The organism is Ruminococcus sp. NATIVEDY161 (genome assembly GCF_045819895.1).
In the GTDB taxonomy this organism is placed as follows: Bacteria; Bacillota; Clostridia; order Oscillospirales; family Acutalibacteraceae; genus Ruminococcoides.
This window is the reverse complement of record NZ_CP162392.1, coordinates 153,845-175,689: the sequence shown is the minus strand read 5'-3', so window position 1 is coordinate 175,689 and position 21,845 is coordinate 153,845. Positions and strand designations below refer to the sequence as shown.

At 46.9% G+C, this 21,845-nt stretch carries 19 protein-coding genes; 1 reads left to right on the top strand and 18 read right to left on the bottom strand.

Translation table 11 applies throughout. The features are described 5' to 3' along the window. Window positions 1-9 precede the first annotated feature (9 nt). Complete coding sequence (locus tag AB1I50_RS00800; protein ID WP_407724324.1) at window positions 10-225, top strand: helix-turn-helix domain-containing protein; 216 nt, start codon at window positions 10-12, stop codon at window positions 223-225. 725 nt (window positions 226-950) lie between these two features. Here the strand turns inward: AB1I50_RS00800 and AB1I50_RS00795 are convergent. The 18 genes from AB1I50_RS00795 to AB1I50_RS00710 all read right to left on the bottom strand — a co-directional run bounded on the left by AB1I50_RS00795 (window position 951) and on the right by AB1I50_RS00710 (window position 21,841). After that, the gene (locus AB1I50_RS00795) at window positions 951-2,861 is read right to left on the bottom strand and encodes an AAA family ATPase (RefSeq protein ID WP_407724323.1); all 1,911 of its coding nucleotides are present in this window, start codon (window positions 2,859-2,861) and stop codon (window positions 951-953) included. A 387-nt stretch (window positions 2,862-3,248) separates the two neighbouring features. Beyond that, complete coding sequence (locus AB1I50_RS00790) at window positions 3,249-4,532, bottom strand: diaminopimelate decarboxylase (protein WP_407724322.1); 1,284 nt, start codon at window positions 4,530-4,532, stop codon at window positions 3,249-3,251. A gap of 263 nt (window positions 4,533-4,795) precedes the next feature. Continuing rightward, window positions 4,796-5,380, bottom strand: coding sequence for a ribosome biogenesis GTP-binding protein YihA/YsxC (yihA, locus tag AB1I50_RS00785; RefSeq protein ID WP_407724321.1), 585 nt, complete (start codon window positions 5,378-5,380; stop codon window positions 4,796-4,798). 57 nt (window positions 5,381-5,437) lie between these two features. Then, complete coding sequence (gene lon / locus AB1I50_RS00780) at window positions 5,438-7,843, bottom strand: endopeptidase La (RefSeq protein WP_407724320.1); 2,406 nt, start codon at window positions 7,841-7,843, stop codon at window positions 5,438-5,440. Window positions 7,844-8,011: 168 nt separating this feature from the next. Beyond that, the gene (gene clpX, locus AB1I50_RS00775) at window positions 8,012-9,349 is read right to left on the bottom strand and encodes an ATP-dependent Clp protease ATP-binding subunit ClpX (protein WP_407724319.1); all 1,338 of its coding nucleotides are present in this window, start codon (window positions 9,347-9,349) and stop codon (window positions 8,012-8,014) included. A gap of 13 nt (window positions 9,350-9,362) precedes the next feature. Continuing rightward, complete coding sequence (gene clpP, locus AB1I50_RS00770) at window positions 9,363-9,944, bottom strand: ATP-dependent Clp endopeptidase proteolytic subunit ClpP (RefSeq protein ID WP_407724318.1); 582 nt, start codon at window positions 9,942-9,944, stop codon at window positions 9,363-9,365. A gap of 50 nt (window positions 9,945-9,994) precedes the next feature. After that, a complete protein-coding gene (gene tig / locus AB1I50_RS00765; RefSeq protein ID WP_407724317.1) occupies window positions 9,995-11,281 on the bottom strand; it encodes a trigger factor in 1,287 nt (428 codons plus the stop codon). Between the two features lie 65 nt (window positions 11,282-11,346). After that, the gene (locus AB1I50_RS00760; protein ID WP_407724316.1) at window positions 11,347-12,036 is read right to left on the bottom strand and encodes a metallophosphoesterase; all 690 of its coding nucleotides are present in this window, start codon (window positions 12,034-12,036) and stop codon (window positions 11,347-11,349) included. Beyond that, entirely contained in the window at window positions 12,036-13,544 is a 1,509-nt protein-coding gene (gene thrC / locus AB1I50_RS00755) for a threonine synthase (RefSeq protein WP_407724315.1), read from the bottom strand. Before thrC ends, AB1I50_RS00760 begins: the two co-directional genes overlap by 1 nt. 58 nt (window positions 13,545-13,602) lie before the next feature. After that, on the bottom strand, window positions 13,603-13,980 hold the full coding sequence (locus AB1I50_RS00750; RefSeq protein ID WP_407724314.1) for a YraN family protein: 378 nt from the start codon (window positions 13,978-13,980) through the stop codon (window positions 13,603-13,605). Further along, on the bottom strand, window positions 13,977-14,579 hold the full coding sequence (locus AB1I50_RS00745) for a ribonuclease HII (RefSeq protein WP_407724313.1): 603 nt from the start codon (window positions 14,577-14,579) through the stop codon (window positions 13,977-13,979). Before AB1I50_RS00745 ends, AB1I50_RS00750 begins: the two co-directional genes overlap by 4 nt. A gap of 1 nt (window position 14,580) precedes the next feature. Next, entirely contained in the window at window positions 14,581-15,465 is an 885-nt protein-coding gene (gene ylqF / locus AB1I50_RS00740; RefSeq protein ID WP_407724312.1) for a ribosome biogenesis GTPase YlqF, read from the bottom strand. Window positions 15,466-15,532: 67 nt separating this feature from the next. Beyond that, entirely contained in the window at window positions 15,533-16,270 is a 738-nt protein-coding gene (lepB, locus tag AB1I50_RS00735) for a signal peptidase I (protein WP_407724311.1), read from the bottom strand. 101 nt (window positions 16,271-16,371) lie between these two features. Next, on the bottom strand, window positions 16,372-16,719 hold the full coding sequence (gene rplS, locus AB1I50_RS00730; protein WP_407724310.1) for a 50S ribosomal protein L19: 348 nt from the start codon (window positions 16,717-16,719) through the stop codon (window positions 16,372-16,374). A gap of 186 nt (window positions 16,720-16,905) precedes the next feature. Next, a complete protein-coding gene (locus tag AB1I50_RS00725; RefSeq protein WP_407724309.1) occupies window positions 16,906-17,823 on the bottom strand; it encodes an RluA family pseudouridine synthase in 918 nt (305 codons plus the stop codon). Then, the gene (gene lspA / locus AB1I50_RS00720; protein ID WP_407724308.1) at window positions 17,816-18,286 is read right to left on the bottom strand and encodes a signal peptidase II; all 471 of its coding nucleotides are present in this window, start codon (window positions 18,284-18,286) and stop codon (window positions 17,816-17,818) included. The genes AB1I50_RS00725 and lspA overlap by 8 nt, the downstream gene beginning before the upstream one ends. A gap of 62 nt (window positions 18,287-18,348) precedes the next feature. After that, window positions 18,349-21,114, bottom strand: a complete 2,766-nt coding sequence (gene ileS / locus AB1I50_RS00715) for an isoleucine--tRNA ligase (RefSeq protein ID WP_407724307.1) — start codon at window positions 21,112-21,114, stop codon at window positions 18,349-18,351. A 31-nt stretch (window positions 21,115-21,145) separates the two neighbouring features. Then, complete coding sequence (locus tag AB1I50_RS00710; RefSeq protein ID WP_407724306.1) at window positions 21,146-21,841, bottom strand: DivIVA domain-containing protein; 696 nt, start codon at window positions 21,839-21,841, stop codon at window positions 21,146-21,148. Between the last annotated feature and the right edge of the window lie 4 nt (window positions 21,842-21,845).

Below are 21,845 nucleotides of genomic sequence, written 5' to 3'. Positions count from 1 at the left end.
GGTGAAATTATGGATTATCATAAGCGTTTAAGAGAACTTCGAATTGAGCACGGCTACACCCAAGAGCAGATAGCGTTCATTCTCCACACCCGTCAGGAGCAGTACAGCAAGTACGAAAACGGCAAGCGTGACCTCCCTATCAAGCACCTGATAGCCCTGTGCTGTCTGTACCGCGTTTCGGCGGATTACGTGCTGGGGATAGAAAAAGCAATAAATAAGGAATAAGTAAATTTATAGGCAACGTTTGTTGATAGTTTAAAGGCTCCCCCATCACGCATACATTTAATTTACACCGTAGGGGCGGACCCGTGTGTCCGCCCGGGAAACGTGAACCGCATTAATTACACAATCCGATTTTATCGCGATAAACGAACGTTTAATTCAGCACACAAAAACACGTATGATATATAATGTTTTGTTCCTGTCCTGCGGGCAACCGCAAGGGTTGCCCCTACAATGCTACTTATATGTTATTTTGTAGTGACAGGGCTTGCCCCTGTCATTAAAGCAGACGTTTGTTCTCGTCCTAAACTTTGATTTAAAATACAAACTTTAACTGACCGACCTGCGGGCGAGCAATGTAAATCCCCTGACAGGGGAAATGTCGCAAAGCGACAAAAGGTAATTCCCTTTTTAAGGGAAATGTCGCGTAGCGACAAAAGGATTGCCGACGTGCTAAGGTTGCCGTTGTGCTAAGAACGCCCCTACAATTTTCACCATAAAATTCATTTTTATAGATACGCTGAGTTAAATGGAAACGATGGAGCAAACCCGCATAAACACTGGGTTTTTACATAAAGTTCATTTTAAGTCTTAAATGGATATGATGACGCCGATACACAAAACAGCCAAATAAATTTTCTTTCAGCGTACATAAAGTTCATTTAAGAACCAAAGGTGGATATGATGTAAAAACCGCATAAACACTGGCTTTTTACCATCGTGTCCATTTAAGAACAGGTGTCTGTAACAGATGGATTTGATGTGTCATTAAACGTGTTAGACAAGCTCCATTGTGTAATTCTTCCCTTTCCAAATCCTTTGCTTTTGCTTGAAATACCAAGTTCGTTAATTGCTCTCCTGAGAGTTGACGGTTTACAGTTAAAATCCTCGCAAATTTGAGTAATTTTCGGAATTTCTATTGTTTCTTCCTCCCCAAACATCTCCAAAATCTTCTCGCACAGCTCGTCCTTTTTCACACTCTGTCTGTTCCTCTCGGAATGGACTTGGTTTAGGATGTCGTCCGCCGTTAAATCGGTGAAGCCGTTGAATTTTATACCGCCCTGCATGGGGTTTACCTCAAAGCAAATGCTCTTTCCCCTTTGGGCGAGGGATGATTTTTCGTGGCAGAGTATTCTGCCGAAGGGGTTTTTGGGGTCTCTGCCCAAAATCAGCATACTTCTTGCAACCGCAGGAATATCCATTGAGCCCAAGGCGCGGTGAAGCGCGGAATTCTGCGTTGTCTTTGAGTGGTGCATAATCAAAATCACAGCCGTGTTGTACTTTTCGGCAAGCAGGTGAAGCCTTTGCAGAACAGGTCTGACCTCGTTTGCGCGGTTCATATCAATCTTCGAGCCGAGGTACGCCTGCAAGGGGTCAAAAATAATCAGCTTTGGCTTTATATCGGCAAAAATGCTCTCAATCCGCTTGTCTGTCAGGCTGAGGGTTTTGTCGGTCTCGTCCATAATAAAAATCCTGCGAAAGTCAGGGCGCATACTTTCAAGCCTCGGCTTGATCGTGTCGGCAATGCCGTCCTCTGCCGTCTGATAGACAACATTCGCAGGCTCCTTATACGCGCCTTCCTCGCCGTAAAACGGTCGTCCCGTGCTGACCTGAGCGCTAAGATACAGTGACAAAAACGTCTTGCCCGTACCCGGGTCAGCCGTCATCAGTGTGATTTTGCCCCTCGGAATGTACGGGTACCACAGCCATTCGGTCTTTGTGCTCTCAACATCTTCAAGGCAGATGTACTTCGGGGTATCGCTTTTTTTCACGACAGGCGCTTCTGCTTTTTCAAACGGTTTGGCAGTAAGCGTAAGCGCGTTCAGCCTGAGCCTTACCGTCTGCACAAGGTTATAGCCGTCAACGGGCTTGTCATTTTCGTACACGTCGGTGATGTCGCCCTTCTTTTTCAGCCAATCCCACTCGTTGGTTAAGTCGAGCACCTTAACCTCGTCGGCATACGGCAAAATCTCTGTCGCAATATAATTTGCAAGCTCTCTGCCCGGCTCGTCATTGTCGGGGATAACCGCTACGCTAACGCCCTTGAACAGCCCGTTGTAATCACTGCTCCACTTCTTTTCCAGCCTGCCCTTGCCTGCTCCGTGAGGAGAGCACACTGCAAACAGTCCGAGCTCGTTAGTCAGGGTGTCAACATCCTTTTCGCCCTCGGCAATATAAAGCGTCTCCTGCTGTTCTTTCGCCTGAGTGATACAGCCCTGCTTGTAGAGCGGAACAGGCACGGTGTTGCCCTCGCTGTCCTTGGGCAAGCCCTTGACCTGCTGACCCCTCTCCCCCTTGTGGTACCAGCAAAAGCCCTTTGAGTAACCTCCCTTGTACTCGTCAAAGTAGTAAAAGCGAACCTTTTTGAGCTCGTCAGAGTAGTAATAGGTCACGTTTTCGGGCTTGTGAGGTCGGGATTTCGGCTCGTAAAAAAGCTCCCTGACATCAAGATTAAGCGCCTTCATAACGCTTTCGCCGTTAGCCGAGCACACAGGACAGCTCATAACAATCCCCTTGCTCCCTTCCCTGATATCAAGGCTCGGTCGGTGGTCGTCATGACACGGACAAAGCGCCTGAAAATGATTGCCGTTAAGGCGTTTTACGCCGTTTAGGTGATTTAGAAGTTGATTAATATTCATATTAATCCTCCTTATTTTTTTATTAAAAGGAAAAACTCCTTTCACCTATAAACCCAAATTTAAAAAAATTGCAGTGTTTTATGCAATATTTTAAAAAATTTTTTAGAGTTTAATGTTTAGAGTTTAGAGTTTAATTAATTTAGCGGAAACGTTTGTTGATAGTTTAAAGGCTCCCCCATTACTTGTCATGGGGGAGCTGTCAGCGTTAGCTGACTGAGGGGGCGGCTTTTCCTTTAACGCCCCGTTTTGTAATGCAACGTATAACTCGTGCTAATTCACACGTAGCCCCCTCCGTCATTTTGCAGAGCAAAATGACACCTCCCCCGTAGCTTGCGCGACGGGGGAGGCTTTAAATATTTATTCAAACGTTTCCTGTAAATTCAATTATTATTTATTACTCAACTTACCGTACTCACCAAAATCGAAGGTCGCAAAGTAGTCCTTCGGTTCCTCGGCGCGTCTGATAAGCTTATGGCTTCCGTCTGAGCAGAGCAGAACCTCTGCCGAGCGGAGCTTGCCGTTGTAGTTGTAGCCCATCGAAAAACCGTGAGCGCCTGCGTCGTGGATATATATAATATCGCCCTTGTCGATTTTCGGGAGCATACGGTCAACCGCGAATTTGTCGTTATTCTCGCACAGACCGCCTGTCACGTCATACTTATGGTCGCAGGGCATATTCTCCTTGCCGAGCACCGTGATGTGATGATATGAGCCGTACATCGCAGGACGCATAAGATTAGCCGCACACGCGTCAAGACCGATGTACTCCTTGTAAATGTGCTTTTCGTGGATTGCCGTGGCAACCAATGCGCCGTAAGGAGCGAGCATATACCTGCCGAGCTCGGTATAAATAGCGACGTCGCCCATACCGTTGGGGACAAGGATTTCGTCAAACTTCTTGTGAACGCCCTCGCCGATTACGGCAATATCGTTCTTCTGCTCCTCGGGCTTGTAGTCAACTCCCACACCGCCCGAAAGGTTGATGAACTTGATATGTACGCCTGTTTTCTTTTGAAGCCTTACCGCAAGGTTGAACAAAATCCCTGCAAGCTCGGGATAATAGCCGTTGGAAACGGTGTTTGAAGCGAGGAAAGCGTGAATTCCGAACTCCTCGGCGCCCGCCTCTTTGAGCTCGATAAACGCCTTCTCCATCTGCTGTTCGGTCATTCCGTACTTTGAGTCGCCGGGAGTGTCCATAACCTGAACCTTGTCCTCGCTGTCAGCCATCTTAAAAACTCCGCCGGGGTTAAAGCGACAGCAGATTGTCTTTGGAACTCCGCAGACCTTCTTGATAAACTCCACATGGGTGTAGTCGTCAAGGTTGATGTACGCGCCCATATCGTAGGCGAGCTTCATATCCTGCACCGGAGTTACATTCGAGCTGAACATAATATCACTGCCGGTAATTCCGCACGCCTCGCAGAGCTGTAATTCGGTGTAGGACGAGCAGTCCATACCACAGCCTTCCTCTTTGAGGATTTGCATAATATAGGGATTGGGAGTAGCCTTTACGGCAAAAAACTCCTTGTAACCCTTGTTCCAGCTGAAAGCCTTGTAAAGCTCACGTGCGTTCTCTCTGATACCCTTCTCGTCATACAGATGAAAAGGCGTAGGAATATCCTTGATAATATCCCGAGCCTGTTCAAGAGTAATAAACGGCTTCTTTTCCATTGTACTTCCCCCTAATATTTTTGCATTTTGATTTATATTGTAGGGGCGGACCCATGTGTCCGCCCGAGAAACGTGAACCGAATTTACCTTACAATCCGTTTTAATCGCGATAAACGGACGTTTAATTCAGCACACAAAAAAACACATATGAGAATATATGTTGTGTTCCTGTCCTGCGGGCGTCCGTAGCCTGACGGCAACCCTTTTGTCGCTACGCGACATTTCCCCTGACAGGGGAATTTCACATGGGTCCGCCCCTACGATTAACAACAGACATATTCCTCTATCGCCTGCTTTATATCATCCAAACCCTCTCCGTTAACGGCAGAGAACGGAATTAGCTGTACGCCCTCATAGTCCTGAAGCTCGTCCATAACCTCGTCAATGCGCTTTTCGTAGGCGGTTTTTTTGAGCTTGTCCTTTTTTGTCAGGACGATGACAAAGGGCGCGTTGCAGTTGTAGAGAAAGTTAATCATATCGTAGTCGTCCTTGGTCGGCTTGTGGCGGATGTCCACAATCTGGACGATAAGCGCGATGTTGCGCTCTGAGGACAGATATCCCTCTACAAGAGACGCCCACCGCTGTTTTTCGGTCTTTGAGACCTTTGCATAGCCGTAGCCCGGCAAATCGACCATACGAAAATCGTTTAGCTTATAAAAGTTAATCGTAGCCGTCTTGCCCGGCTGAGCGCTCACCCTTGCGAGAGCCTTGCGCTGAACCAGCTTATTGATAAGCGAGCTTTTGCCGACATTGGAGTGCCCCGAGAACACAACCTCGGGCATATCGGACTTTGGGAGCTGACTGACAGTTCCCGCCGCATATTCAAAACTAACTTCGTTGAAATTCATTTTAAAACACCTTGTTTTTAAACTCTAAACTCTTAACTCTAAACTCTTAACTCTTTATTACTGCCTAACCCCTGCCGGACTTGCTTTCGGCTCGACAGGCAAATTAATGTCGTTCCACGCCTTTTCGCTGACCTTTACGGGGTTGATTACCGCGAGCTTCACGACCTCGGTGAAGTCCTCAACCGCGATGAAATCTACCTTTTCCTTAACCGCAGGGTCGAGCTCGGACAAATCGGGCTCGTTGAGCTTCGGGATAAGCACCAGCTTTATTCCGTGCTTGTACGCCGCCATACTCTTTTCTTTAAGTCCGCCGATAGGCAGAACCTTGCCCCTCAGGGTAATCTCGCCTGTCATTGCGATATCGCACCTTACGGGCTTTGCCGAAAGCGCAGAATAAATCGCAGTAGCCATTGTAATGCCTGCCGACGGGCCGTCCTTGGGCACTGCGCCCTCGGGAGCGTGAATGTGAATGTCCTTATTCTTGTAGAAGCCGGGGTCAACTCCCAGCACATTTGCATGGCTTCTTATGCAGGTGATCGCGATATGCGCGCTCTCCTTCATCACGTCGCCGAGCGAGCCTGTCAGCTCGATCTTGCCTGTGCCTTCCATAACAGCAACCTCGATCGGCAGAAGCTCTCCGCCGACAGACGTCCACGCCAAGCCGTTAACAACGCCGATTTCGTTCTTCTTGCTATAGGTGTCGGGCAGGTACTTTTTGTTGCCCAAAAGCTTTTCAACTGCCTTGTCGTCAATCTTAAAGACTTCCTCGCCGTTCTCTAGCTTTTTAACCGCGCACTTGCGCATTACGGAAGCGATATAGCGCTCTAAGGTACGAACTCCCGACTCTCGGGTGTAGTAGTCGATGATGGTGTAAAGCGCTTTATTCGTGAATTTTAATTCTTTATTAGAAAATCCGTTGAGCTCCAACTGCTTTGGCACAAGGTGCTTTTTGGCGATATTGAACTTTTCCTCACGGGTATAGCTGTTGATCTCGATGATTTCCATTCTGTCCCTGAGCGGAGCAGGAATTGCTCCGAGGTCGTTCGCCGTGGTGATGAACATAACGTTCGAAAGGTCAAACGGAATGTCGATATAATGGTCGGTAAACTTGTAGTTTTGCTCAATATCGAGCACCTCGAGCAGTGCCGAGGTCGGGTCGCCCTTGTAGTCAGCCGACAGCTTGTCAACCTCGTCGAGGATAATAAGCGGATTGTTTGTGCCTGCATTTTGAACCGCAGCCATAATTCTGCCGGGCATTGAGCCGATATATGTACGCCTGTGACCTCGGATTTCAGCCTCGTCCTTTACGCCGCCGAGCGCGATCCTCTCGCTTTTTCTGCCGATAGCATTGGCGATAGATTTGGCGATTGAGGTCTTGCCCACACCGGGAGGGCCTGCAAGGCAGATGATCTGTCCCTTTTGCTTGTCGCTGAGCTTCCTGACCGCAAGCTGTTCAACAATTCTGTCCTTGATTTTTTCAAGCCCGAAGTGAGTTTTGTTGAGCTCTCTGCGGATTTTCGAGATAACGATTTTGTCCTTTGTAGAGGTGTTCCAAGGAAGGTCAAGCACGGTGTCAAGATAAGTGCGGATCACCGAAGCCTCCTGAGAGCCGTAGGGCATTTTCATCAGCTTACGGCACTCCTTAAGCAGGGTTTCCTGACTCTTTTCATCAAGCTTAAGCTCCAAAATCCTGTCGGCATAGTCCGCCGCTTCATCGGAAGGATTGTCATCTTCTCCGAGCTCCTCCTCGATAACCTTCTTTTGCTCTCTGAGGAAAAAGTCGCGCTGGGTTTCGTCAATCCTCATCTTGGCTTTAACAGTGATTTCTTCCTCGATTTTGAGAATATAAATCTCGTTCATCAGCTCGTCAAGCACGGTTTCGAGCCTGTCGTACTGATTGAGAGTTTCGAGTATCATCTGCTTAATGGTGTAGTCAAGCGGAATGTTCGCCGTGATATAATCGGCAAGCTCGCCTGTTGACTTGCAAAGCGCAACCTTGAAGATGATGTCGGGCGCGGTTTTGGGCGCAATCTCAATAAAGCGCTCAAACTGCTCCCTGACCGCACGAATAAGCGCGGTATCGCGCGAGGTGGGCGGAGTAATAGCGTCGGGAATAGGCTCAACCTCAGCCATCATACAGCCCTTGTCAAATACGGGCGATTCAATTTTTGCACGGTACTTACCCTCAATAACAATTCTCGTGGTGTTCTCGGGGAGCTTTTGCACCTGAATAACCTTTGCGACAACTCCGATTTTATATAAGTCAATCAGCTTAGGTTCGCTGTCGGATGCGTCAATCTGCGCCGAGAGGAAGATAAGCTGGTTGGTTTCCATCGCTTTTTTAATAGCGGTAATGCTCTTTTTTCTGCCAACATCAAAATGAATTAAAGACTTGGGAAAAACAACAAGCCCTCTGAGCGGCAGAACAGGAAGCGTCAGGGTGTTTGTATTTTCAAAATCCATTATAAGTCCTTTCTATAACCCTCATAAATTATAAATTTCAAACTTCTGTATATAAACAAGTAGGGGCGCACCAATGTGTGCGCCCGTTTTATACCGTCTTTTGTATTTATCGGGCGGACATTTCAGTCCGCCCCTACGGTTTTTACTAAAACGTATCTGCTTTTAAATTTACGAAGCCGAGCTTCTCTTTGTGCGCTTAAGCGCCGGCTTACCGGATAACTTAACAGGGAAAGAAGGCTTTTCTTTTCTCCTGATAATCTGAGGAGAGGCATTATCCGTAACAACCTCTTTGGTGATGATGATTTTCTCAATCGTGCTGTCGGACGGTGTTTCAAACATCGGGTTTTTAAGGATACCTTCCATAATGCCCCTGAGTCCTCTTGCGCCTGTGCGCTGTTCGTGAGCCATATCGGCAATAGCTTCAAGCGCTTCATCCTCAAAGTAAAGCTCAACATTATCGAGCTCAAAGAGCTTTTTGTACTGCTGAACAATCGAGTTCTTGGGAACGGTGAGGATTTTTACAAGCGCCTCGGTGTCAAGACCGCTGAGCGCCGTAATAACCGGCAGACGACCGATAAGCTCGGGGATAATGCCGAATTTTACGAGGTCGTGAGCCACAACATCCTTCATCCAGTAGGTTTCGTCAAGCTCCTTTTTGGACTTAACGAGCGACTCAAAGCCGATTACCGAACCCCCTTGGCGCTTTTCGACAATCTTTTCAAGTCCGTCAAAGGCTCCGCCGCAGATAAACAGAATGTTCTTGGTGTCAATCTGCAAAAACTCCTGCTGAGGGTGTTTTCTTCCGCCCTGAGGGGGAACATTGGCAACAGTGCCCTCGACAATTTTAAGCAAAGCCTGCTGAACGCCCTCGCCCGAAACATCGCGGGTAATTGAGGGGTTCTCGGATTTTCTGGCAATCTTATCAATCTCGTCGATATAGATGATACCGCGCTGAGCGCGTTCGATATCGTAATCCGCAGCCTGAATGAGCTTTAAGAGGATATTTTCGACATCCTCGCCCACATAACCTGCCTCGGTAAGAGTAGTTGCGTCGGCAATAGCAAACGGCACGTCAAGAGCCTTTGCAAGCGTTTGAGCGAGCAAGGTCTTGCCCACGCCCGTCGGACCGAGCAAAAGCACGTTGCTCTTTGAGAACTCAACGCTGTCGTCGCCTGCCAAAGCGCGCTTGTAATGGTTATAAACCGCCACGCTCAGGGTGATTTTGGCGTCGTCCTGACCGATAACATACTCGTCAAGAATAGCCTTGATCTCCTTGGGCTTAATAAGCTTGCTGACATCCCCGGGAACATCCTGCCCGGGAACAGCCTTACCATTGGGAGAAGGACTTAAATCGTTCTCCCCCGACTGGTCGAGAATATTCATACAAAGGTTAACGCAACGGTCGCAGATATAAGCACCGTTGCCCGCAATAAGGCGCAATACCATATCCTGGGGCTTTCCGCAGAATGAGCAGTAAATTTCCTTATTGTTGTTAGAATTAGCCATTTGCTTTCCTACCTTATCTTCTGTCAATTACCTTGTCAATAAGTCCGTATTCCATAGCCTGCTGAGCAGTCATAAAGTTATCGCGCTCGGTGTCGTTTTTGATAACGTCAAGGGGCTTGCCGGTGTTCTCTGAGAGAATTTGATTAAGCCTTGCCTTGGTGTCAAGCATATACTTGGTATGGATTTCCATATCGGTAGCCTGACCTTTATATCCGCCGAGAGGCTGATGTATCATAATTGTTGAGTTCGGCAGGGCAATTCTCTTGCCCTTTGCGCCTGATGAAAGCAGAAAAGCTCCCATACTCGCCGCCATACCCATACAAATTGTGGAAACATCGCACTTGATGTAGTTCATTGTGTCGTAAATCGCGAAGCCGTCTGTAACGCTTCCGCCGGGACTGTTGATGTAAAGGCTGATGTCCTTGGTGGGGTCCTGGCTTTCAAGGTACAATAGCTGTGCCACAACTACGCTTGCGGTAGCGCTGTTAACCTCGTCGTTGAGGATAACGATTCTGTCGTTTAACAGTCTTGAAAAAATATCATAACTGCGTTCGCCGCGGTTTGTCTGTTCAACTACATATGGTACCAGTGCCATAATATCAAAACCTTTCTAAATTATAGTTATCAATTCGCGCTTAAATATTCTTATTTAATAACAGCGCTGTTCTTTACAATGTCAAGAGCCTTCTGAACCTTGATGTCCTCAGAGAGTGAGTCGGCAGGAATAGCAGCCTTGACCTGATTAACGTCCATCTTGTAAGCCTCAGCCATCTTGGAGTATTCGTCCTCGATGTCGGCCTCGGTTACTTCGATGTTTTCCTTAGCAGCGATTGACTGTAAAGCAAGTCTGAGCTTAACCTTCTTCTCAGCTTCTTCCCTGTACATCTCACGAACAGTGCTCTCTTCCATGCCCATATACTGCATATAGGTCTTCATATCAATGTTCATACCCTGCTGACGGAGACGCATTTCAAAATCTCTCATCATATCGTTAACCTGATTTTCGTACATAGCCTCGGGAATATCGCCCTGAGCAAGCTCGATAAGCTTAGCAGCGATCTGGTCGTCAATATCCTTCTGAGCCTCGTCCTTTAAGCGGGCTTCAATCTGAGTTCTGAGCTCAGCCTTGTACTCGTCAACGGTCTCCTTCTCGGAAACGTCCTTTACAAAGTCATCATCAAGCTCGGGAAGCTCCTTTTCCTTGAGCTCGTGAAGCTTGATCTTGAACTCTGCCTCTTTGCCGGCAAGGTTCTCAGCCTGATAGTCCTCGGGGAAGTTAACGTTGATACTAAACTCCTCGCCTGCCTCGTGGCCTACAACCTGCTCCTCAAAGCCGGGGATAAAGTTGCCTGAACCAAGTGCGAGACTGTACTTCTCAGCCTTGCCGCCCTCAAAAGGAACTCCGTCAACAAAGCCCTCAAAGTCGATAACAGCTGTGTCGCCGTCCTTGGCAGCTCTGCCCTCAACCTCAACAAGTCTGGAGTTGCGGTCGAGAACCTTCTTGATCTCCTCGTCAACGAGCTCGTCAGTAACCTCGGTTGACTTCTTCTCAATCTCAAAGCCCTTGTAGCCGTCGATGTCGAGTGTGGGCTCAACAACGATTACGGTTTTGAAGGTGAAGCCGTTCTTGCCTGCTTCAATTGCTTCGAGCGAATTAACGGCAACAATCTTTAAATCCTTCTCCTTGGCAGCCTCATAAAGAGCGTCGGGATAGCAGTCCTGCATAGCGTCCTCATAGAACACCTCAGAGCCGTACATCTTCTCGATAATTTTTCTGGGAGCCTTGCCCTTTCTGAAGCCCTGAATGTTGATATTTTTAACCTGCTTTTTGTAGACGGTGTTTACAGCTCTTTCAAAAGTTTCGCCGTCAACCTCTACGGTAAGCTCGTAGGTATTTGCTTCTTCCTTTTTTGTACATTCCTTAAGTGCCATTTTAAATTCCTCCAAATAAAATATATCGTCTTATTATATCACAATACTTAGTATAAATCAAGTTTTTATCTAACCAAAACAGGCGTAAACTGTACCCTGTCGCAGGAAATCAGCTTAAATTCGATTCCCTTGTACTCTCCTTCGAACGCCAGACGGAAATTTTGCTTGCCGTGAATGTGCCCATAGTAGCATTTTTTTATGCCGTATTCAAGCAGAACGTCCATAATCTCCTTACATTCTATGCCCCTGTAATAAGGCGGATAATGCAAAAAGACTACCGGTTCCTTACCGGTCTTTAAGGCTTCTTCAATCGACATTTTAAGCCGTCCGACCTCACGGTTGAGGACTTTAATATCCCCGGGCGTGTCGTTTTCGAGGAACCAGCCCCTTGTTCCGCAGATTGCGTAATCTCCGCAGGCGTAGGCGTTATTGAACAAAATACTGATTGTGTTTAGCTCATTTTCTGCAAGGAGCTTTTCAATCTTGCTCTTTGTGCCCCACCAATAGTCGTGGTTGCCCTTTAAGAAAATCTTTCTGCCGGGCAGACTGTCGATAAACTTAAAGTCGGTCACGGTTTCTTCAAGCTTCATTGCCCAGGAAATATCTCCTGCCACAACAACGGTGTCGTCGTCCTTAACAAGGCTTCTCCAGTTCTTTTCAAGCCGTTCTACATAGTCGTTCCAGCCCGAGAAGATATCCATCGGCTTATCCTCGCCGAGCGACAGATGAAGGTCGCCTATTACAAATAGCAACATTACTCAATTCCGAGAGCTCCGAGCACGTACTGAGGCATACTGTCAACCTCGGTAACATCGGAAAATCTCGCAGTTTTATTCTTAAGTCCCGCAAGCGGAGCGGGTACGGCAGTCTTTGAAATCTCGTTGAGCATATCGACCATATCAAACTCGGTCTCGGGAAGCTCAGCATTAGGCGCAACAGCCTGCAAAACAGCCTTTGAGAACTTGTACGGGCTTGCTGTAGAAGCGATTACCGCAGGGGTATTGTCGCCTGTCTTATCCACATACTGCTCATAAACGTTAACCGCAACCGCAGTGTGGGTATCGCAGAGGTAGCCTTCCTGGTCAAAAAGTCTTTTGATAGTAGCCTGAGTCTGCTTATCGTCACAGCAGCCGCCGAAAAATTTGTCGGTGATAACCGCCTTAACGCTGTCGCTGACCTCGTATTTTCCCTCGGTTTTAAGAGCGTTCATCCAATCCCTTGTAGTCTCGTCGCTGTCGCCTGAGAGCTTATAGAGCAGTCTTTCGAGGTTGCTCGACACGAGAATATCCATAGACGGAGAGATTGTTGTATAAAAATGTCTGTTCTTATCATAAACGCCTGTATTAATGAAGTCCGTCAGGACGTTGTTTGAGTTTGAGGCGCAGATAAACTTGTTAATCGGAAGCCCCATAAGGCAGGCATAGTAGCTTGCGAGGATATTTCCGAAGTTACCTGTCGGAACAACAACATTGATTTTATCACCGAAAGCGATTTTGCCGTCGTTCACAAGGTCGCAGTAAGCCGAGATATAGTAAACAATCTGAGGAAGAAGTCTGCCCCAGTTGATTGAGTTCGCGGACGAGAAAAGCATATTGTTTTCAGCCAGCTTTTCGGCAATCTCGGGAGTTGTAAAAATCTTCTTAACGCCTGTCTGAGCGTCATCAAAGTTGCCCTTGATTGCGCAAACCTTTACGTTTTCGCCTTCCTGAGTGTTCATCTGGTGCTTCTGCATAGGGCTAACGCCGTCAACAGGATAGAAAACGATGATGTTTGTGTGGTCAACATCCTTAAAGCCCTCTAAAGCCGCCTTGCCGGTATCGCCCGAGGTGGCTACAAGAATAACGGCGTCCTTGCCGTCATATGTCTTTTTAAGCGACTTTGTAAGGAAGTGCGGAAGTATCTGCAACGCCATATCCTTAAATGCGCAGGTCGGGCCGTGCCAGAGCTCGAGAATATTAAGGCTCTTGCCGTCAAGCTTTGCGTAAGCCATAGGCGCAGGATTTTCAGAGCCGAACTTTTCGGCAGTGTAGGCGCTGTCTACGCAGTCGTCGATTTCTTCCTTAGTAAAGTCTGTTAGGAAGTCAGAGAAAACCTTTTTGGCTCTGCCCTTGTAGTCCAAAGACAAAAGCGCCTTAAAGTCATCCTCGGTATATTTCGGAAACTCCTGAGGAACAAAAAGTCCGCCGTCCTTTGAAATACCCTGAGCGATAGCCTGAGCAGAGGAAACGACCTCGTTTTTGTTCTGTGTGCTGTTATATAACATAATTATCTTCCTTTCGATAAACTGTAACAATTTATTTTACTACATTATTCGCAGATTGTCAAAGATTAATTATAAAAGCGTTCTCGATATAATTTATTCTGTCGAGCTTTAAGGTTTCTTTATCGACAAAAACCTCGCTGACATCAAACCTGCACTCGCTCTCTATGCTGTTCTGTATAAGATATGCGGTTGCGGTTTTGATTATTTTACTCTGCTTGCGAAAATCAACCGCCTCATAAGGCTGAGATAAAGTACCGCTGTGACGGGTTTTGACCTCTACAAAGCAGATTGTTTTACCCTTTGAAGCGATAATATCAATCTCTCCGTAGCTTTTGCGGTAGTTTCGGCTTAGGATTTTATATCCGTTCTTTTTGAGGTAAGCGGCGGTGTAGTCCTCGCCCCTATCCCCTGTCTTTTTTGTTGTATGCTTAATCATTTGTTCAAAATCTTTGTCAGGAAGCTCAGCCTGTGGTACTTGCAAGGACCGTATTTTTTGAGCGCCTCAACATGCACCTTTGTGCCGTAGCCCTTGTGCTTGTCAAATGAATATTCGGGAAATTCCTCGGCATACTTGTACAAAAGCCTGTCCCTCGACACCTTCGCCAAAATCGACGCGCACGCGATGGACATTGACTTTGCGTCACCCTTGATGATAAACTCACTGTCAATATCGAGGTTCGGCAGTCGGTTGCCGTCAATCATAGCGTAGTCAGCCTTGACATCAAGCTCCTCTACCGCCCTTTTCATAGCAAGCATTGTGGCATTTAAGATGTTCATTTCTTCAATCTCCTCAACGCTTGCGAAGGCTATTGAGTAGGACAAAGCCTGTTCCTTTATAACGTCAAAGAGCGCTTCACGCTTTTTTTCGCTGAGCTTTTTAGAGTCGTTAACTCCCTCGATAATAGTATTTTCGGGCAGTATTACCGCCGCCGCACATACAGGCCCTGCAAGAGGTCCTCTGCCTGCTTCATCAACTCCGCAAACAGCCTTATAGCCCTTTGCCGCAGCTTCTTTTTCAAATTCAAGCCAATCCATATCAATTCTCCGTTAAAGGTCTTCCGGGCATTTCAACCGTAATTCTGCCGAGCTTCGCCGCCCTGAACTCGTCAAGGAGCATAATCGAAGCGCGCTCGGTGTCGATTTCTCCGCCCGACACCAACATTCCTCTCTTTTTTCCTATATAACGTAAAAGCTCATAGGAATCTGTATTCTCAAAATCCATATCTTCAAGCTTAAAGCGCTCGATAAACTCCGCAGGCTTCAGGCGTTTTAGGAAGTCGAGCAGACGTACCGCCAAAAGCTCGGTGTCGATTACCTGATCCTTAACAGCACCGGTAAACGCGAGGTGTTCGCCAACGATTTTATCGTCGAACTTAGGCCACAAAACTCCGGGAGTGTCGAGCATTTCGAGGTTATTCGAGATGGTAAACCACTGGTTACCCCTTGTAACGCCCGGTCTGTCCTCAACCTTAGCGCGGTTCTGCCTGGAAATTCTGTTGATAAACGAGGACTTGCCGACGTTCGGAATTCCGACAATCATTATCCTCATCATCGGATTTTTCATACCCTTTGATTTAAGCCTGTTAATCTTCTCCGCAAGCACCTTGTTAACCGCCTGCGGAAACTTATTAAGCCCTCTTCCGCTTTTGCAGTCAACGGCAATCGCTGTAATATTTTGCTTTGCGAAGTAATCAATCCACATCTTGGTTGCGGTCTGATTAGCCATATCGCACTTGTTAAGGAGTATTACCCTCGGCTTACTCTGAATAATTCCGTTTAAGTCGGGGTTGCGGCTGCTTACCGGAATACGCGCGTCGATAAGCTCAGCCACGGCGTCAACAAGCTTTAGGTTAGCCTGTATCTGCCTTTTGGTTTTCGTCATATGGCCGGGAAACCATTGAATATTTTGCATATCACTCATATTTTTCCTCACTTTATAAAAAACAAAGCCTATTTCAAACTGATGAAACAGGCTTTAGATTAGTTGATTAATAAAGATAACCGAAGTGGTTAAACGGAAAAGCTACAACCTGAGCCTTGCCGATAACATCCTTTACGTCGATAAGACCAATCTCCGTGCTCCGGCTGTCAAGCGACACCTGACGGTTATCACCCATTACAAAAAGCTTGCCCTCGGGAATAACCTCGGGAATATCATTGTTGCCGTAATTGCCCGAGAAGGTTGTGCCCTTAATATACGGCTCGTCAATTACAACGCCGTCTACGATAATGCGGTCATTCTCTTTATCGAGCTTAATAGTCTGGCCTTCCTTGGCGATAACGCGCTTGATGATGGGCTTTTTGTACTCAGCGCCGTGAGAGATAACGACAATATCGTTATTGTTGGGCTGGTAAAAAAGATTAGTTACAATTACCTTGTCGTTAGTTTGAAGCGTGTCGTTCATAGATGTGCCGTCAACGTCAACCAGTCTGAACACAAACGTCAGGCATACAACGACAATGGCAATAGCAAAAACAATACAGCGGATCCAGTCGTAAAGACCTGCCGTACCGCCCTCCTCCTTTGCGGAGAGAAAATATTCCTTGCCGTCCTCGGTTTTTGGCGGCTCTTTTTCTTTTTCAGGCTCAGCATCCGCCTTATAAGGCACATAGTAGCCGTCGTAATCGGGAGTTTTGTCCTTTTTATCTTTAGAAAGATACATTTCGGGATTTATCTCAACAGCGAGGTCGTAGTCTTTATCCAAGCCTTTTTTATTATCGCTCAATTCGTTCACCTGCTTTGTCATAAAGTGCCAATGAAGCAATTATCCTGTAGTGTAAGAAAAAGGGGAACTTTAAGCAAGTCCCCCTTTAAGTATTCGAGAATTTACTTACGAATCTGTTCCTTAACCTTAGCAGCCTTACCAACTCTGTCACGGAGATAATAAAGCTTGCTTCTGCGAACCTTACCGTAACGAACAACCTTGATGTCCTTTACGTTTGGTGAGTGGAGAGGAAATACTCTCTCAACGCCAACGCCGTAGGCTACACGTCTTACGGTAAATGTCTCAGCAACACCGCTGCCTCTCTTGGCAATTACAGTGCCCTCGAACATCTGAATTCTTTCTCTGTTACCTTCACGAATGTTTACTGATACTCTGATAGTATCACCGATACCGAACTCGGGAGTAGTCTCTTTAACCGAACCGGCAGCAATTGTTTTTAATGCGTCCATTTTTATCCTCCTAATATTTACCCGATATTCATACCTAAAAGCAGCGGACTATCAGTTCTTAAATGACGGCATAAAACCGTTATTTGAGCCACGTCGCAGGTCACGACGGAACCAAATGCTAAAATATTATACCATAAAGGAATTAATAATTCAAGTCCTTTTTTCAATTATTTTTATAATAATGAATTAAGAACTTATTTTCTTTAATTTTTCCAAAAACTCAGCAAAATACTGCGGAAGCTCTGAATTGAATTCGAGGTACTCTTTACTTCTCGGATGAACAAAGCCGATTTTCTTTGCGTGCAGGCATTGTCCCTCAAAGCCGACCTTCTCTTTTTTTACTCCGTAAACCAAATCGCCTGCAACAGGATGACCGAGGTACGCCATATGAACCCTTATCTGGTGGGTTCTTCCGGTTTCAAGCCTGCATTTTATGTGGGTATAACCCCTGTAGCGCTCGATAACGCTGTAGTGAGTAACGGCTTTTTTGCTGTTCTTTTCGGTAACGCACATCTTTTTGCGGTCGTTCGGGTTTCTGCCGATAGGCGCGTCAACCGTACCGCTGTCGTCTTTGAGATTGCCGAACACAACCGCCTCATATTCCCTTGTAAAAGAGTGCTCCTTAATCTGCTCGGCAAGTCCCGTGTGGGCAAAATCGTTCTTTGCGACAATCAGCAGACCGCTTGTGTCCTTGTCAATTCTGTGGACAATTCCCGGGCGCATAACGCCGTTAATTCCCGACAGACTGTCTCCGCAGTGGTACAGCAGAGCGTTTACAAGCGTTCCGTCGAAGTTTCCTGCCGCAGGGTGAACTACCATTCCCTTGGGCTTATTAACAACAAGCAAGTCGCTGTCCTCGTAGACAATATCGAGCGGAATGTCCTCAGCCTTGGCTTCATAAGCGACAGGCTCAGGCACATTTACCGTGACAATATCCCCTGCGCTGAGCTTTTGCTTTTTATTAACAGCCTTGCCGTTAACGCTGACAAGCCCTTTTTCAAAAAGAGATACAGCCGAGCTTCTTGAAATTCCTATACCGCTTTCGGCTACGAACTTATCAGCCCTCACGCCGTCGGTTACACATTCAAGCCTGTGCTCAGTCATTTTTAATTTCCTTTTTACCCTTGGCGGACTTAATCATAATATACACCGCAAGCGCGATTACACCGCCCGTAATGCAGTAATCCGCAAAGTTGCACACCGGCGGAAAGAACGAAAGACTTAGATAATCTATAACATAGCCGTAGAGAATTCTGTCGATAAGATTGCCTATACCGCCGCCGATGATAAGTCCTGCAAGCACATAAAACAGCTTGCCCTGCGGACGTTTAATGAACATATAGAGAATAATGGCGATAATCATCAGCGAAGTAAGCACAACGAAAATCCAGCGGTTGTCCTGAAACATACCGAAGGCAACTCCGCGGTTTTCCACATAGCTGAGCTTAAAAACTCCGGGGATAACGTCAACTGTACCGGCAGGCTTGATGTTATTTACAACGCTAATCTTAATTATCTGGTCTACGGCAACCACCGCGGCGGCTATAATCAAAGCGATAAAAGGCATAATTCCTCCGAAAGATAAATCGGCGCAACCAAAATCGCACCGATTTATTAATTATAATTATACTATTTAAGGTTTTCACAGCAGCGGCTGCAAAGCGTAGGATGTTCGCTGTTCTGTCCGACCGTCTTGCTGATAGCCCAGCAGCGCTCGCACTTCTCGCCCTCAGCCTTTTCAACGCTGATTTCAAGCTCTCCGCCGTTGTCCTTAACCTCGAGCTCCGAAACGATAAACGCATCCTTAAGCTCTGACTCAGCCTTCTTGAGGAAGTCAAGCTTAGCGTTACCTGCCGAAAGAGTAACCTTACTTTCGAGCGAGCCCTTGATTGTCTTTTCCTTAACAAGGGGCTCAATCGACTTTTTAACGTCGTCTCTGAGGTTGTGAATTTCATCCCAGAAGTTCATAAACTCCTCGTCATAAGCGATATCAACCTTTTCGGGCATATCGTTATAAATGACATGAGATTTAACGTCGCTCTCGCGGTGAGGCATATATTTCCAGATTTCATCTGAAGTATAAGCCAAAATCGGGGTTAACATTCTTGTCATGGCGTTGAGGATAAGATAAATCGAGGTCTGAGCGGCACGTCTGAGCTTGCTGTCAGCCTTCTCGGTATAAAGTCTGTCCTTCAAAACGTCAAGATAGAAGTTAGACATATCAACAACGCAGAAGTTGTGAATACTGTGGTATACAATGTGGAACTCGTACTTGTCATACGCATCCTTAACCTTGTCGATAAGGCTGTTGAGCTTAAGGAGAGCCCACTTGTCGATTGCGGTGATCTCGTCAAGAGATACCATATCGGTATCGGGGTTAAAATCAGAGAGGTTGCCGAGAATGTATCTTGCGGTATTTCTGATTTTTCTGTACGATTCCGAAGTTTGTTTAAGAATATCAAAGGAGATGTTAACATCTGACTGGTAGTCGCAGGAAGCAACCCACAGACGGAGAACGTCAGCACCGTACTGCTTGATAACCTCCTGGGGACTGATACCGTTGCCGAGAGATTTACTCATCTTGCGCTTTTCCATATCCAAAATCATACCGTGAGTAAGTACGGCCTTGTAAGGAGCAACGCCTGTTGTGGCAACAGATGTAAGGAGCGAGGACTGGAACCAGCCTCTGTACTGATCGTTACCCTCAAGGTAAAGGTCAGCAGGGAATTTAAGGTAATCACGTCGCTTTACAACGGCGGTGTGTGATGAACCGCTGTCGAACCAAACGTCCATAATATCCTTTTCTTTATCAAAATCAGCGCATCCGCACTTTTTGCACTTTGTACCCTCGGGCAAAATCTCGCTTGCGTCGTGGTCGAACCAAGCGTTAGAGCCTTCCTTGCCGAAAAGCTCTGCAACAGCTAGCATAGCGTCCTTTTCAATAAGGGGCTCGCCGCAGTCCTTGCAGTAGAAAATCGGGATAGGCACACCCCATTTTCTCTGACGAGAGATACACCAGTCTTTTCTGTCGCGAACCATCGAGGTAATTCTGTCCTTACCCCAGGCAGGGATCCACTCAACAGTGTTGATTGCGTCAACGGCCTCGTCCTTGAAGTCGTCAACCGAGCAGAACCACTGGTCTGTCGCTCTGAAAAGAATGGGAGATTTACATCTCCAGCAATGCGGATACTGGTGGATAATCTTTTTAAGAGCAAACAAATTGCCGTCATTATCAAGCTTGATGGCGATTTTCTTGTTTGCCTCGTCGGTGGTAAGACCCGCGAATTCTCCTGCTTCCTCGGTGAGAACGCCGTCGCCGTTAACCGGGCAGATTACGGGAATCTCGGGGTAATTACGGCAAACGTTGTAGTCGTCAACACCGTGACCGGGAGCGGTATGAACGCAGCCTGTACCGCTTTCGAGAGTTACGTGGTCACCGACAATAAGCAGCGACTCACGGTCAAGGAACGGATGCTGAGTTTTCATATACTCAAGCTCACTGCCCTTGATAGTCGCAACAACGGAGTAGTCGGTAATTCCGGCTTCTTCCATTGCGGATTTATACAAATCGGTAGCCATTACGTAGTACTCGTCGCCGTGCTGAATAACGGAGTACTCATAGCGCGGACCTACGCAGATTGCTACGTTTGCAGGAAGAGTCCATGTGGTGGTTGTCCAGATTACAAAGAACACCTTAGACGGGTCAATGCCCATAGCGGAAAACTTGCCGAGGTCATCGGTAACTTGGAATTTTACGTAAATTGAATGGCAGGGATCCTCAGCATATTCAATCTCAGCTTCCGCAAGAGCGGTTTTACATTCGGGACACCAGTAAACGGGCTTTAAACCGCGGTAGATGTAGCCCTTGTCTGCCATTTCGGCAAAAACTTTAATCTGCTCTGCCTCAAACTCATGCTTTAAGGTAATGTAGGGGTGATCCCACTCTCCGATTGCGCCGAGGCGCTTGAACTGCTCGCGCTGGTCGTTAATATAACCGGTAACAAACTCCTCGCAGAGCTTTCTGAGCTCTACTACAGAGATATCGGCAGAGCTGCCGATACCGGCTTTTTGTCTGGCTTTAAGCTCTGTGGGCAGTCCGTGGGTATCCCAACCGGGAACAAACGGAGCCTTGAAGCCTGCCATATTTTTGTAACGAACAATAAAGTCCTTTAAGATTTTATTAAGTGCGTGGCCGAGGTGGATATCGCCGTTAGCATACGGAGGTCCGTCATGAAGCACAAAGAGCGGTTTGCCTTCGTTATGCTCCATCAGCTTGTCGTAAAGCTTTTCCTCCTCCCAATTTTTGAGCGTTTCAGGCTCGCTCTTGGGCAGACCTGCACGCATTGGAAAATCGGTTTTAGGCAGATTAAGGGTTGCGTTATAATCTTGGGACATTGTTTAATCTCTCCAGTAATTTGTTTATTAATTATTCGGCAGAAACGTCGTAGTTATCTCCGAATTTAAGGTGATTGAACTTGCTCTGGCGCTTTACGGCAACCTTTGTATCGTCAGCAGGCTCAGAAATCTTGGGCTGAACCTCCTGAACAGGCTGTACCGGCTGAGCAGGCTCGGTCTTAACTTCCTCTGCGGGAGCGTAGTTAATCTCATCCTCTGCAACAGGCTCTGTGGGATATTTCTCGTCAAGAGCCTTCTGTGAGTTTTCGAGGTCAACCGAGGTGGGAAGCTCGTCAATAGCCTTAATGTGAGTTCTGTAAAGCTCGATAAGCTCGTTTCTGAGGGCAACGGTGTCAGCCTGAAGTGAAAGGTAGTTGTCCTTCTCCATAGCTGTCATTTTGTTAGCCTCAACGGAAAGAGCCTGAGCCTTTTCCTCTGCGTCGCGGATAATTCTGCCTGCCTTTTCCTTTGCTTCCTTGATGCAGGCGTCGCTCATCTTCTGAGAAGTGAGCAGAGCGTTTCTGACGGTTTCCTCGTCGGCTCTGTACTCCTCGAGACGGGTAGCAAGTCTGTCGATTTTATGTACAAGGTTTGTCTTTTCTTTTTTGAGCTGTTCAAAAGAGGCGATTACCTCATCGATAAACTCGTCAACATCCTCAGCGTTATATCCGCCGCTGAAGGACGCTTTTCTAAAGCTGACGTTTTTAATCTCATCAATAGTTAACATATAT